This is a genomic window from Streptomyces sp. V4I23 (assembly GCF_030817975.1).
Lineage (GTDB): Bacteria > Actinomycetota > Actinomycetes > Streptomycetales > Streptomycetaceae > Streptomyces.
The window spans coordinates 4,816,044-4,829,317 of the sequence record NZ_JAUSZW010000004.1; the positions used below are offsets into that span (position 1 = coordinate 4,816,044).

Annotated in this window: 10 protein-coding genes; 4 read left to right on the forward strand and 6 right to left on the reverse strand. The window is 70.7% G+C overall.

All coding sequences use genetic code 11. The annotated features are described in order from the left end of the window. Positions 1-16: 16 nt before the first annotated feature. On the reverse strand, positions 17-1,282 hold the full coding sequence (locus QFZ82_RS24260; RefSeq protein ID WP_307715164.1) for an LCP family protein: 1,266 nt from the start codon (positions 1,280-1,282) through the stop codon (positions 17-19). Between the two features lie 108 nt (positions 1,283-1,390). Here QFZ82_RS24260 and QFZ82_RS24265 point away from each other — a divergent pair, with 108 nt between their 5' ends. Then, positions 1,391-1,939, forward strand: coding sequence for an acyl-CoA thioesterase (locus tag QFZ82_RS24265; RefSeq protein WP_177152318.1), 549 nt, complete (start codon positions 1,391-1,393; stop codon positions 1,937-1,939). A gap of 14 nt (positions 1,940-1,953) precedes the next feature. Here QFZ82_RS24265 and QFZ82_RS24270 read toward each other — a convergent pair whose 3' ends face one another. Next, on the reverse strand, positions 1,954-3,321 hold the full coding sequence (locus QFZ82_RS24270) for an LCP family protein (RefSeq protein ID WP_307715165.1): 1,368 nt from the start codon (positions 3,319-3,321) through the stop codon (positions 1,954-1,956). A gap of 243 nt (positions 3,322-3,564) precedes the next feature. Here QFZ82_RS24270 and QFZ82_RS24275 point away from each other — a divergent pair, with 243 nt between their 5' ends. Next, complete coding sequence (locus QFZ82_RS24275; RefSeq protein WP_307715166.1) at positions 3,565-4,581, forward strand: glycosyltransferase family 2 protein; 1,017 nt, start codon at positions 3,565-3,567, stop codon at positions 4,579-4,581. A gap of 70 nt (positions 4,582-4,651) precedes the next feature. On the opposite strand, the gene QFZ82_RS24280 is transcribed toward QFZ82_RS24275, so the two are convergent. From QFZ82_RS24280 to QFZ82_RS24295, 4 genes are all read right to left on the reverse strand, one after another. Continuing rightward, positions 4,652-6,349 carry an LCP family protein gene (locus QFZ82_RS24280; RefSeq protein ID WP_307715167.1) on the reverse strand — a complete coding sequence of 566 codons (1,698 nt, stop codon included), beginning with the start codon at positions 6,347-6,349 and terminating at the stop codon, positions 4,652-4,654. Positions 6,350-6,398: 49 nt separating this feature from the next. Further along, the gene (locus QFZ82_RS24285; protein ID WP_307715168.1) at positions 6,399-8,156 is read right to left on the reverse strand and encodes an LCP family protein; all 1,758 of its coding nucleotides are present in this window, start codon (positions 8,154-8,156) and stop codon (positions 6,399-6,401) included. 221 nt (positions 8,157-8,377) lie between these two features. Then, positions 8,378-9,667, reverse strand: a complete 1,290-nt coding sequence (locus QFZ82_RS24290; protein WP_373429314.1) for an LCP family protein — start codon at positions 9,665-9,667, stop codon at positions 8,378-8,380. Positions 9,668-9,840: 173 nt separating this feature from the next. Further along, positions 9,841-10,593: a TIGR03089 family protein gene (locus tag QFZ82_RS24295; protein WP_307715170.1), complete on the reverse strand. Its 753-nt coding sequence runs from the start codon at positions 10,591-10,593 to the stop codon at positions 9,841-9,843. Positions 10,594-10,721: 128 nt separating this feature from the next. Between QFZ82_RS24295 and QFZ82_RS24300 the strand changes: the two genes are divergently transcribed. Both QFZ82_RS24300 and QFZ82_RS24305 read left to right on the forward strand, forming a co-directional pair. Further along, positions 10,722-12,074, forward strand: coding sequence for an N-acetylmuramoyl-L-alanine amidase (locus tag QFZ82_RS24300; RefSeq protein WP_307715171.1), 1,353 nt, complete (start codon positions 10,722-10,724; stop codon positions 12,072-12,074). Positions 12,075-12,177: 103 nt separating this feature from the next. Beyond that, positions 12,178-13,269, forward strand: a complete 1,092-nt coding sequence (locus QFZ82_RS24305; RefSeq protein WP_307715172.1) for an NDP-sugar synthase — start codon at positions 12,178-12,180, stop codon at positions 13,267-13,269. Positions 13,270-13,274 lie beyond the last annotated feature (5 nt).

Below are 13,274 nucleotides of genomic sequence, written 5' to 3' on the forward strand. Positions count from 1 at the left end.
CCTTGCGCGTGAGACGTCACTTGTCGGACACGGTGACCTTCTCGTCGTTCTGGATCTGCTGCACCAGCTGCCGCACCTTGGCCTTGTCCCAGACCAGGTTCCCGCCGCGGCTGCCCGACGTCGGCATGTTCAACGACGTACCGCTGCCGTCGGTGATGCCCTTCATCGCGAAGAACATCTCGCCCAGGTCGAACAGCGACATGTCCTTGTCCACGATCAGGGTGTCCAGGCCGGCGCCCATCGTCGGGTACAGCTTGAACGGGTTGAGGATCGTGCCGGGCGTCGCCGCCTGGTTCGCCATCGCCGACAGGAACTTCTGCTGGTTCTTGGTGCGCGCCAGGTCCGACTCCGCGAAGGCGTACCGCGTACGGACGTACGCCAGGGCCTGCTCGCCGTCGAGGGTCTGCTTGCCCGCCTCGAAGTCGGCGCCGGACTTCTTGTCCGTGAAGCCCTTCTCGATGTTCATCTCGACACCGCCGAGCGCGTCCACGATGTTCGCGAAGCCCGCGAAGCCGATCTCCGCGTAGTGGTCGATGCGCAGACCCGTGTTGTGCTCGACCGTGCGCACCAGCAGCTCGGGGCCGTCCTCCGCGTACGCGGCGTTCAGCTTCACCCGCCGGCCCGTGCCCTGGAACGTCTTGCCGGACTCCGAGCCCACGAAGGTGGGTATCTCCACGTCCGAGTCGCGCGGCAGGGACACCATCGTGTTCCCGCTGCCGCAGGCCGCGAGGATCATCATCGAGTCCGTGCGCTTGCCCTCGGCGGAGCCGGTGTGCAGCTTCTTCTTCTCCTCGGCCGTCATGCCCTCACGGCTGTCCGAGCCGACGATCAGGTACGTCGTGCAGTCGCCCTCCTGCGGCCGCTCGATGACCTTGGCGAGGTCGACCTCGCGCCGCACCTTGGAGTCGGCCCAGAAGTAGGTGCCGATCGCCGTGCCGAGCACCGCCACCAGCACCACGACCGAGCCGACCTTGAACCGGCGACGCCAGTCCGGGGCCGGTCCGGGCTGCCGGTAGGGGCCGCCCTGCGGCGGGATGCCCCGGCCGCCCCCGCCGGGGGCGCCGTAGACCTGGCCCGTGTTGTAGCCGCTGTCGTACCCGGGCTCGGCATAGCCCTGGTCGTAGCCGCGCTGCTGCGGGGGCACCGAGCCGCGCGGAGGTGCGGCCGGGCGCTGGACATGGCGCATCACGCGCGCCCCTTCGGGCTGCGCACCGGCGCTGCCACGCCCGTAGCCGCGTCCCGTGCCGCCGTCGTCGGTCCATCCTTCGGGCCAGTCGTTCATGCCGAACAGTGTGCCGGTGGGACGCGGTGCGCCGACAGGGCGGGTGGGAAATCACACCACGGCTGTAGCGAACCTGATGCAATGCGGCCCCGGCATATGGTGGAGGGCATGACAGATCAGGCCCAGCGCCCGGAGGACGAAATTCCGGGTAAGCCCACTTCGGCGTCACGTACCACGCTCAGCCACATCATGACCGGCAGTGACACGAATCTCCTCGGTACCGTGCACGGCGGCGTGATCATGAAGCTGGTGGACGACGCCGCGGGCGCCGTCGCGGGCCGGCACTCCGGCGGCCCGGCGGTCACCGCCTCCATGGACGAGATGGTATTCCTGGAGCCGGTCAGGGTCGGCGACCTGGTCCACGTGAAGGCCCAGGTCAACTGGACGGGCCGGTCATCGATGGAGGTCGGCGTACGCGTCCTCGCCGAGCGCTGGAACGAGTCGACGCCCGCGACCCAGGTCGGCAGCGCCTATCTGGTCTTCGCCGCGGTCGACGCGGACGGCAAGCCGCGGCCCGTGCCGCCGGTGCTCCCGGAGACCGAGCGGGACCGGCGGCGCTATCAGGAGGCGCAGATCCGGCGTACCCACCGGCTGGCCAGGCGCCGCGCGATCAAGGAGCTGCGGGAGAAGCGGGCCGCGGAGGGCATGGAGGACTGACGAGCGGGACACCGCTACGGGCAGACCACCTGGTCGCCCGTGACCGCGCCGAACTCGCCCTGGTGCGGATCGTGAGCCCGTACCGGCGTGACGCCCTTGTAGTCGGCGCCCACCACCACCCGCAGCGTCGGCCCCTGGTTCTTCACGGGCCGCAGTTCGGCGCCCGGCAGGGCCGCCCGGAGCGACTTCGCCGAGCGGTCCCAGCGTGGGTCGTACGTCACATAGGTGCGCCGCACCTGGCCCTTCCCGGTGTTGCGCGGGGCCTGGGTGGTGCGGAAGCCGGTGCCGCGCAGGGCCTTGTCGACCCGGTCGCCGAGGCCGGTCACCAGGGTGCCGTTGTCGACCTGCACCCGGATCTGCTGGGGCGAGACGTCGACCGGCGTCGCGCTCGGGCGCTCGGGGCGCTCTGGGCGGTGCGGGGCCAGCGGCTTGTCCTCCCGCAGCAGCTGGAACAGCTTCTTCGACTTCACGGGGTCCCACTTCACCGTGGAACCGACGCCCTTCACGTGGTGGCCCACGTCGCCGACGGGCACCGAGGTGAACTCCGACGAGGCCGGCGTGAAGCCCCGCATCGCCCTGCGCAGCGTGAGCATCTGCTCGGGGCCGAAGCCCTTGTCGGCCCGTACCGAGCCGAGCATCGTCGACGTGACCCTGCGGAACTTCACCGGGTTCAGCACGACCCCGCTGCTGGACGCCCGGTGGACGAGGGCCGCCAGGAACCGCTGCTGGCGCTGCATGCGCCCGAGGTCCGCCGCCCCGTCGATGTGACGGGCGCGCACGTACTGAAGCGCCTGACCCCCGTTCAGCTTGTGCGTGCCGACGGGCAGGTTCAGGCCGGTGTGCGAGTCCTTCATCGGGCGGGCCGTGCAGACCTCCACGCCGTCGACCGCGTCCACCGTCTTCATGAAACTGGTGAAGTCGATCTCCAGATAGTGGTCGATCTTCACCTTGGTCATGTGCTCCACCGTGCGCACCGTCAGCGCCGGGCCACCCTCCGAGTACGCGGCGTTCAGCTTCACCGGGTGCGTTTTGTGGTGCTTGCCGGTGGTGGCGTCGGTGTGCTCGGGGATCACGGCGTAGCTGTCCCGCGGCAGGCTCACCACACTGGCGCGCTCCCGGTCCTCCGAGATGTGCACCAGCATGATCGTGTCGGTGCAGCGGCAGCCTGCGCCGCCGAGCCGGTACTTCTTCTTCTGCTCGGGCGTGATCTTGTCCCTGCCGTCGGTGCCGACGATCAGGATGTTCATGCCGTTGCTGTCCCCGGGACGGTTCTTCATGTCGCGGAACGGGTCGACCCGCTCGATCCCGGTGTCGAGGTTCGTCACCACCGCGTGCCCGATCCCGCCGACGCCGAGCACCAGCACCGAGAGCGAGGTCACCATCCGCACGCCCCAGCGCGGCCGCTCGCGCCGGATCGGCGCCGCGGCCGGACGCCGTCTGACATGTCCCGCCGGGATCGGTGCCGGGCGACGGGGGCGGGGCGGTGGGGGCAAACGGGGGCGGGGCGGTGGGGGCAAGGGGACACCTCCGCGACGACAGGCGATCTTGAGCACCGTAGGCCCATACGATCTGCGACACCGGCCGCCGCGCCTGGGCGTCCCCCGTTCGCGGTAACGTGGCGGGCGATGAACGCCACGCCCGCTGTCTCCGTGATCATGCCGGTCCTCAACGAGGAGCGGCACCTGCGCAACTCGGTCCGTCACATCCTCGAGCAGGACTACGACGGCGAGATAGAGGTGGTGATCGCGCTCGGACCGTCCACGGACCGCACCGACGAGATCGCCGCCGAACTGGTACGCGAGGACCCGCGGGTCCACACCGTGCCGAACCCGACCGGTCGCACCCCCGCCGCGCTGAACGCCGCGATCAGGGCCTCGCGCCACCCGATCGTGGTGCGCGTCGACGGCCACGGCATGCTCTCGCCGAACTACATCGCGACCGCCGTCCGTCTCCTGGAGGAGACCGGCGCGCAGAACGTCGGCGGCATCATGCACGCCGAGGGCGAGAACGCCTGGGAGGACGCGGTCGCCGCCGCGATGACGTCGAGGATAGGAGTCGGCAACGCCGCCTTCCACACCGGCGGCACGGCGGGCGAGGCCGAGACGGTGTACCTGGGTGTCTTCCGGCGGGAGGCCCTGGAGCAGCAGGGCGGGTACAACGAGGAGTTCATCCGTGCCCAGGACTGGGAGCTGAACTTCCGCATCCGCGAGGCGGGCGGGCTGATCTGGTTCTCGCCGGAGCTGAGGGTGCAGTACCGCCCCCGGCCGTCCGTGCGGGCGCTCTCCAAGCAGTACAAGGACTACGGCCGCTGGCGCCATGTCGTCGCCCGCTACCACCAGGGCTCCATCAACCTGCGCTACCTCGCCGCCCCGACCGCGGTGTGCGCGGTCGCCGCGGGCCTGGTCCTGGGCGCGACCGTGACCCCGTGGGCCCTCGTCGTGCCCGGCGGCTACCTCGCCGCGATCACGGTTGGTTCGGTCCCCGCCGGCAAGGGACTGCCCCTGAAGGCCCGGGTGCAGATCCCCCTCGCGCTGGCGACGATGCACATGTCGTGGGGGTACGGCTTCCTGACGAGCCCGCGCTCGCTGGCGAAGAAGGTCATCGCGAGCCGACGCCCGTCGGTGAAGACCGCCGCGGCCTGACGCCCGCACCGTACGCCGGACGCCGGTCCGCCCCGCTGGGGCGGACCGGCGTCCGTATGGGCGCGTGGCCTCAGAAGCGGTAGGGCGCGTAGATGTCCATGCACGCGTTCTTGTCGTCGCCCATGACCGTCTCGGTGTTCTTCGGCGGGCCCGCGGCCGGCTCGGCCTTGGGGAAGGTGTCCCCGGTCCGCCAGTCGGCGCCGACCACCAGGGTCACGCCCGAGACGTCCGTCGACCTCTTCACCGCACTCGTGGGCACCCCGAGCGCCTTGGCGACCGCGTGTGCGTCGCCCTGGAGGTCGGCGCTCGGGAACAGCACCTGCGTGCGCTCCTGGGGATCGGGAGTCGAGTCGGCCTTGGCTCCGGTGAAGCCCTGTTGCGCCAGCAGGCTCGCGACGGCGTTGGCCCGCTGAGGCGTGGCCGGGCCGTCGGCCCCCGTGCCGTTGCGGACCATGACGCCGATGTCGGCGGGGTCGGCGGCCGGGTCCTTCGGCGCGGCCGGCTTCTTCGGCTTCGACGTCGGGGCCTTGCCGTCCACCGGGACGTCGTCGCGCAGCATCTCCCAGAGCCGGTCGGCCTCGCCCGGGGCGGGCAGCACATGGTTCTTCGGGTTGGCCGGGTCCGGGACGCGCGGCATGGTGAGCATCGCGATCCGGTCGGTCGGCACGTCCTTGAGCGTCATGCCGAGGTCGAACAGCTTCTTGACCGTGCCGATCTCCTCGGAGACCTGAAGGGACCTGGTGGCCGTCTCGGCCAGGTCCATGAGCTGTCCTCCGTCGGTGAAGGCGTTCTGCTCCTTGAGCTTGCGGATCACCGAGTTCATGTACATGTGCTGGGCCTTGGAGCGGCCGAAGTCGCTCTCGAAGGCGTGCCGGGTGCGCAGCCACTGGAGGGCCTTGACGCCCTGGATCTCGTGCGAGCCCTCGGTCAGCCTGAGGCCGGAGCCGCCGGGCACGCCCGGCTTGGGGCCGTCGTACACGTTGTGGTTGACGCAGACCTCGGCGCCGCCGATCGCGTCCGCCATGTCCACCACGCCCGCGAAGTCGACCATCATCCAGTGGTCGATGTAGACGCCGGTGAGCTCCTGCCAGGTGGCGAGGGTGCAGCCGGGGCCGCCGCGTCCGAGCGTCGCGTTGATCAGATCCCTCGTGGCGGCGTGCTCCTCCCCCGTCTTGGGGTCGGTGCACGCGGGTATCTCGACCTTGGTGTCACGCGGGATGGAGACCACCGAGGCGTTCTTGCGGTCGGCCGAGACGTGCAGCAGCATCTGCACGTCCGCGAGCGGAGGCGCTCCCACACTCTTCTTCGAGCCGCCGAGTTCGAGGTTCTCGGTGGAGTTCCTGCTGTCGGAGCCGATCAGCAGGACGTTCAGCGGGGTCTGCCCCGCCGCGTTCGGGGCCGACTTCTTCACGTCGGAATCGCCCGAAGTGCGTTGGCCCTTGCGGATGTTGCTGTTGAGGTGCTCGTAGTACAGGTACCCGGCCCCCGCGGTACCCAGGACCACCACGGACACGGTCACCGCGACCCCGCGCAGTATGCGGCGTCTGCCGCGTTTCGCGCGCCGGGTGGGTGCCGGGCGGCGGTGCGGGCCGGAGCCCTCCGCCGCCGTGTCCCGCTCGCTCTCTCGGTCCTGCTCGTCGTCGAGGGCCGTACGGGCGCCCGGGACGCGCCCCGCCTCGTCTTCGTACAGGCTGTCGTCCCAGCCCAGATCGCGGGCGTGCGGTCCGCGTCGCCGCGTCCCCTCCCCACGCACGCTGCTGTTTCCCACCCCTAGAACCCCCTGTGTCCAGGCTCTCCCCATGAGCCGCCGGCCGGTGTCATTTGGCGCACATCCTCTTGTCCGCCTGCACCGCGTCCTTGGGCGCCTTCGCCGGACCGGTGATGGGCACGCCCGCACCCCTGAAGTCCGGCCCGAGCGTCAGCGTCATCGCCTCCAGGCCCTGGGCGTCCTCCGTGCCCGGCTTGAGCGCCGCGGCGGGCAGGCCCATCAGGTCCGCGAGCTTGCGGGCCTGGTCGGCCTGGTTCGGCGCGTACTCCAGCGTCGTCCTGGTGACGTCCGCCGGCGCGTTGCCCTTGTTGGTGGACTTCAGCACGCCCTCGGTGTTCTGGAGCCAGTCCAGCGTCTTCTGCGCGGATCCGGTGGGGCCGCCGCCGTTGAAGACGTCGACACGGACGTCGGAGGCCTCGGCCCTCGTCCCCTTGAGCAGTTCGGCCTGCTTGTCCTTGGCCGCCTTCTTCTTCTGCTCGACCTCGGTCAGCGACACGTCGTTCCTGACCATCGAGAACAGCGCGTCCGACTTGGACGTGTCCAGCACGACCGTCGCCTTGACCGTCTCCGCCGGGTTGTCCAGGACGGGCACCGTGGCGAAGGTGAGGTTCTTCATGTCGAATTTACCGAGCTCCAGACCGAGGTCGCGGAGCTTCCCTATGTCGTCGATCTTGGAGTCGACGGTCAGGGCATCGGTGCCCGCCTCCGCGAGCTTGACCAGCTTCGTCGGGCTCGTGAGCGTGTCGTTCGACTTCAGTTTGCGCATCAGGGAACTGAGGAACTGCTGCTGGATCTTGATGCGGTCGAGGTCGCCGCCGAAGCCCACCGCGTGCCGTGTGCGGACGAAGGCGAGCGCCTGCTCGCCCTCGAGGACGTGATCGCCCGCCGGCAGGTCCAGCTTCGACTTGTCGTCCTTGATGTCCTTGTCGAGGCAGATCGGCACGCCGCCGACCGCCGACGAGAGCGTCTTGACGGCGTTGAAGTCGGCCACCATGAAGTGGTCCATCTTGATGCCGGTGAGCTCGGTGACCGTACGCATGGTGCAGCTCGGCGTACGGCCCGACTGGCCGAGGCTCTCGTTGAACCGCGTGCCCTGTGTTCCCGGGATGACCTTGCTGGAGCCGTCCTCCTGCGTCGTCGGGCAGTCCGGGATGTCGGTGATCAGGTCGCGGGGAATGCTCAGCGCTGTCGCGTTGGTGCGGTCCTTGGAGACGTGCAGCAGCAACGTGGTGTCCGCGTGGCCGGGACTGTTCTTGTCGCCGTAGCTCCCGTTGCCCTCGCCCGTGCGCTTGTCCGTGCCGATCAGCAGGATGTTGATCGCCCGGTCCTTGCTGAAGCCGCCGGTGCCGGCGTTGTCGTCGGGGACGGACGTGATGTTCGAGTTCAGGTGCTCGTAGTAGAGGTATCCCGCGCTCGCGGTCGCGACCATCAGCAGCGCGAGGGTGCCACCGGTCCACAGCAGCGCCTTCTTCTTGCCCGAGGCGGCCTGCTTGCGCTTGCGCCGCCCGGCCTGCTGCTGCGGTACGCGGCCCTGCGCGCCACCCGCGCGGCGGCTGCGCTGCGCGGGGACCTCGGTGGCCGGGTTCGCCGGCCTGCGGCGCGTGGCGGTGCCGGCTGCCGGGGTCGCCGCCTCGGAGGACTCGGCGGACCGCCGAGACCTTCTTGCGCCCGAGACTCTGCTGGGGGAGGCTGACGACTGCGGTGCGGATTGGTCCAGTCGCAGTTCGTAGTTACCGGTGTGCGGGTTCATCACCCACTGGTCGGCGGGGTCGATCTCGTCCGCCCGTCCACGGCCTTGTGCATCCACGGTTGCTTGAGTCCTCCGTCGGTGCCACGCGAGGCGCCTCCCCCGGCAGGCGCTCGGTCCTTCGATCCAGCAGTGCGCGACACAGGGTCGGAAGCACCGGATCGCGTCACACTATCCGCCCAGTTCAGCTGCGAGCGACGGCGGTGACAAATTCCACGGCCCTTACAAGGGGCCATTCCGCCCAATCCGCCTGAGCTGTCGGCCCTTGTTTGGCCATTGCCTTACTCACACATGCCCTCGGCCGCGTTGATGCCCGAGAAGGTCGGCGTCGGGGCGGGGCTCGCGCCGTCGCCTGCCTCGCGGTCCGTCTTCTCCTTCGGCACGACCGCGACCTCGGCGTCCTCCCTGAGCCGCTCGAAGAGCTCGCTCGCCTCCGGCTCCATCAGCTCGTCCCGGTTCGGATCGAGATGGTACGGCTTGCGCGGGACGGTCAGGAACTGCACCTTTTCTGCTGGTACGTTGCGGAGTGCCCGGGTCAGGTCGTAAAGGTCCTTGAGCGAGTCGAGCCCCGCGTCCGTGGTGACCGACTTGGTCGCCGCGTCCAGCACCGGATAGAGCCGGGTCGGATTGAGCAGCACACCGTTGCTCTGCACCTTCTTGACCAGCGCGCCCAGGAACTGCTGCTGGCGCTCCATGCGTTCGGTGTCGCTGCCGTTACCCAGCGTTTTCCGCGCCCGCACGAACCCGAGAGCCTGCTCGCCGCGCAGCGTCTGGCGGCCTGCGGGCAGCTTGAGTCGTGCGGCCTTGTCGTCGATCGGCTCGGTCAGACACACCTCGACGCCGTCCACCGCGTCGACCATGTCCTTGAAGCCGCGGAAGTCGATCACCATGTGGTGGTCGACACGGATACCGGTGAACCGCTCGACCGTACGGATGGTGCAGGCCGCGCCGCCGAACTGGAACGCCCAGTTGAACTGCGCGGTCTGCTCCCTGGTCCGCTTGCCGTCGGGCTCGCCGCAGCCGGGGATCGTGACCATCAGGTCGCGCGGGATGGACATGGCGGTCACGCTCTGCCGGTCCCCGGCGATGTGCAGCAGGATCGTGGTGTCGGAGCGCTGGCTGCCGTTCGCGTCCTTGCCGTACCTGTCGTTGCCCTCGCCCTCCCGCGTGTCGGAGCCGAGCAGCAGGATGTTCTGCGCGCCCGTGACGAGCGCGCTGGGGCGCTCCTTCTCGTACGCCTCCAGCTCCGCCGCGGCCGAGGTGTCGGTGGTGATGTTGCCGTCGAGCTTGCGGTAGAGCCACCAGCCGGCGCCCGCGGCGGCGAGCACGACGACCGACGTGCCGAGCGCGGTCCAACGCAGCCAGTGCCGCTTGTGGTTGGACCCGGAATCGGCGTCCGCCGCCTCGTCACCGCTCCCGGACCCGCCGTCCACGCCCTCCGGAGCTCCGGCAGCGGCGTCCGGGCCGGAGTCCGCATCCGTGGCGGCCGCGTCCGACGGCTCGGCCTCGTCCCCGGTCGGGCCGTCCGGTTCGGCGGGCGTACCAGCCTTGTCCGTCACGTGTGCGTCCATCCTTCATGGCATCGGCGGCGCGCTGGGCCGCCGGACACCCGGCTGGACAGCTGAACCCGGCGCTTGGTTGTGCGTGGCAAACGCGCTTGTCGCCGATCATCCACCGGAGTTGACGCCCGGGCCGGGAGGGCTCGGCCCGGGTGTGCGCCACATGAGTGGACCTCAGCGGCTTGTCATACCGCGGTGCCCGTGACCCGCTCGCTCTCGATCCGCTTCGCCAGCCCGTCCTCGGACAACTCGCCGAGATTGCGGCACAGTACGACGGAACCACCGGCCGCCAGCGGAGCGAACAGCCCGGCGGACAGTCCCTCCCAGGTGTCGTACGGCAGACCCGACAGGAGCCGGGAGCCCGGGCCGAGCCCGAGCCGTTCCGCGTCGGCGCGTGCCCGCTCGACGAGTTTTGCGCCGGTCAGCTCGAGACCGGCCACCGTGAGAGCGGCCTCGCCCGGGTCCACCGGCGCGTACGGGGCGAACCGGTCGCCCTGACTGGGGACCTCCACCGCGTAGTCGGCGTAGCCGGCCGGAGGGACGGGGAAGCGGCGGCCGAGCGGTGCCAGCGACAGGGCGATCCGCTCGCCCCGGCACGCGAGACCGGCGTCGAACTGGCCCGGACCCGCGACCACGTGGTCCGCGCGGGCCGGATCGCCGCCGACGTCCGCGACGACGCCCACCGACGAACAGGCCAGCAGCCACACGGCGGTCTGCCAGTGCGCCGGCAGCAACAGCGCCAGGCGTTCGCCCTGTTCGGCGGCGAGGTCTCCCTGAAGGAGATTGGCGGTCTTGGCCACCCAATTGGCGAAGGTCGCGACGGACAATTCCACGCGCTCACCGGTGGCATCGTCGTAGAAGGTGACCAAGGGGCGTGCCGGATCCGCGGTGAGCGCGGATCGCAGCAGGTCGGCAGGGGTACGGTCGCTGGCGTTCACCCGCGCAAGCGTACGCCGGGGCGCCCCGCGGGACGGCCGTACCGGTGAACGGGGTCCTCCGGTCGGCCGGGCGCGGGGCCGGTTTTCCCGGCAGGCGGTCTCCGTGCACCCGTCCCAGGATTTCTGCCATGCGTGGATACCTGGCATCTTCGATCACCGTGGCGTGCGCGGCCGCGCTCGTCCTTCCGCTCTCGCTCACCTCCGGCGCGCTCGCCGCACCCCCGGGCGACGTACCGGACGTCCTCGGCAGCACGCGGGGCGACGTGTCGGGCGTCCCCGGCAGCACGCGGGGTGACGTACCGGACGTCCCCGGCAGCACGCGGTCGATGCCGCTGCAGCCGCTCGGCACGGCAACCGCCGACCGCACGCTCCAGGCCCCGGTCCAGGGCCTGCCCCGCCAGGACGTGGAGTCGTTCTCCCTGGTCGGCATCGTCTGGGACGACGCCTCCGTCCCGCTGGACGGCACCGTCGAGGTCCGCACCCGCGGCGCCGGCTCGCGGACCTGGTCCGCCTGGCAGGAGGTCGAGACCCACAACGAGGACCACGCCGCCGACCCCGGCACCGCGGAGAGCGAGTCGGGCCGGGTGCGCGGGGCCACGGCGCCCCTGTGGGTCGGTGCGTCCGACGGCGTGGAGGTGCGGGTGCAGGCCCTCCGCCGGGCGGGCGGGCTGCCGGAGGGCATGCGCCTGGAACTCGTCGATCCCGGTGACGACCCGGCGGACACCGGGACCATCGCCTCGGGCCCCGGCACCGAGGGCTCCGAAGGGCGTGCCCCGGTAGGGGGACTGGAGATCCCGGCGCTCAACCAGCTGGACACGGAAGTGGAGGCAGCGGCGGCGGGCGACCTCGTGTTCGACGCCGTGACGGCCAAGCCCTACATCGGGCCCCGCCCGCGCATCGTCACTCGCCAGGGGTGGGGCGCGGACGAGAGCCTGCGCGAGGAGGGCTTCGTCTACACGAACTCCGTGAAGGCCGCCTTCGTGCACCACAGCGACACCGGCAACAACTACAGCTGTCAGGAAGCGCCCTCCGTCCTGCGCAGTATCTACCGCTACCACGTAGAGAGCAGCGGCTGGCGCGACATCGGCTACAACTTCGCCGTCGACAAGTGCGGAAACATCTACGAAGGCCGGGCAGGAGGCGTGGCCAAGCCGGTGCAAGGCGCCCACACCCTCGGTTTCAACAAGAACAGCACCGGAATCGCCGTCCTCGGCTCGTACAATTCCTCCAGTCCGCCGGCGGCCGCCGTGACCGCCGTGGCCAGGCTGACGGCGTGGAAGCTCGGACTGTACGGCGTCAACCCGAAGGGCAGGGTCACACTCACCTCCGGGGGCAGCGGCAAGTACGCGGAGGGCACGAAGGTCACACTCAACGCCATCGCCGGACACCGCGACGGGTTCGACACGGACTGCCCCGGCGGCAGGCTCTACGGCAAACTCGGCATCACCCGTACGGCATCGGCCACTTACCAGGGCCGCTGACCCGTACCCCGGGGCCGTGCGCGTCGTGACAGCCGCACCCCCTGCATAAACTGGCCGGTCCAACCAGCGACCGTGCCGGCCCCAGCAGGAAGCAGAGACCGCATTGAACCAGGCTCCAGAAGCGATTCTCCTGGTCGGAGGCAAGGGCACCCGGCTGCGTCCGCTGACCGTCCGGACACCGAAGCCGATGGTCCCCGCGGCCGGTGTGCCCTTCCTCACCCACCAGTTGGCGCGGGCGCGGTCCGCGGGCGTCGAGCACATCGTGCTCGCCACCTCCTACCTGGCCGAGGTGTTCGAGCCGTACTTCGGCGACGGCTCGGCGCTCGGACTCCACCTGGAGTACGTGACCGAGGAGGAGCCGCTCGGCACCGGCGGCGCGATCCGCAACGTCGCCTCCCGGCTGCGGTCCGGGCCCGACGACCCCGTTCTCGTCTTCAACGGCGACATCCTCACCGGCCTCGACATCGGGGCCCTGGTCGACACCCACCGCGCGACCGGTGCGGACGTCTCCCTCCACCTCACCCGCGTGGACGACCCTCGCGCCTACGGCCTCGTGCCGACGGACGTCACCGGACGCGTCACGGCCTTCCTCGAGAAGCCGCAGACGCCACAGGAGATCGTCACCGACCAGATCAACGCCGGCGCCTACGTCTTCCGCCGCTCGGTCATCGACACGATCCCCGACGGCCGGTCCGTCTCCGTCGAACGCGAGACGTTCCCGAAGCTGCTGCGTTCCGGCGCCCACCTGCAGGGCATGGTGGACTCCACGTACTGGCTGGACCTCGGCACCCCGCACGCCTTCGTGCGCGGCTCCGCCGACCTGGTGCTCGGCCGTGCCCCGTCCCCGGCGGTCCCCGGCCGGCGCGGCGACCGGCTGGTGCTGCCTTCCGCGCGCGTGGCGGCCGACGCGAAGCTGACCGGCGGCACGGTCGTCGGCGAGGGCGCCGTGGTGGGCGAGGGCGCGCGCATCGACGGCAGCACGGTCCTCGCGGGCGCCGTCGTGGGGGCGGGCGCGGTGATCTCCGGCTCGCTCGTCGGCGAAGGCGCGCGTATCGGCGCCCGCACGGTCCTGTCCGGCGTGGTCGTCGGCGACGGCGCGGTGGTCGGGGAGGACAACGAGCTCAGGGACGGCGCGCGGGTGTGGTGCGACGCGGTGCTCCCGGCGGGCGCGGTCCGCTTCTCCTCCGACCAGTAGCCTGA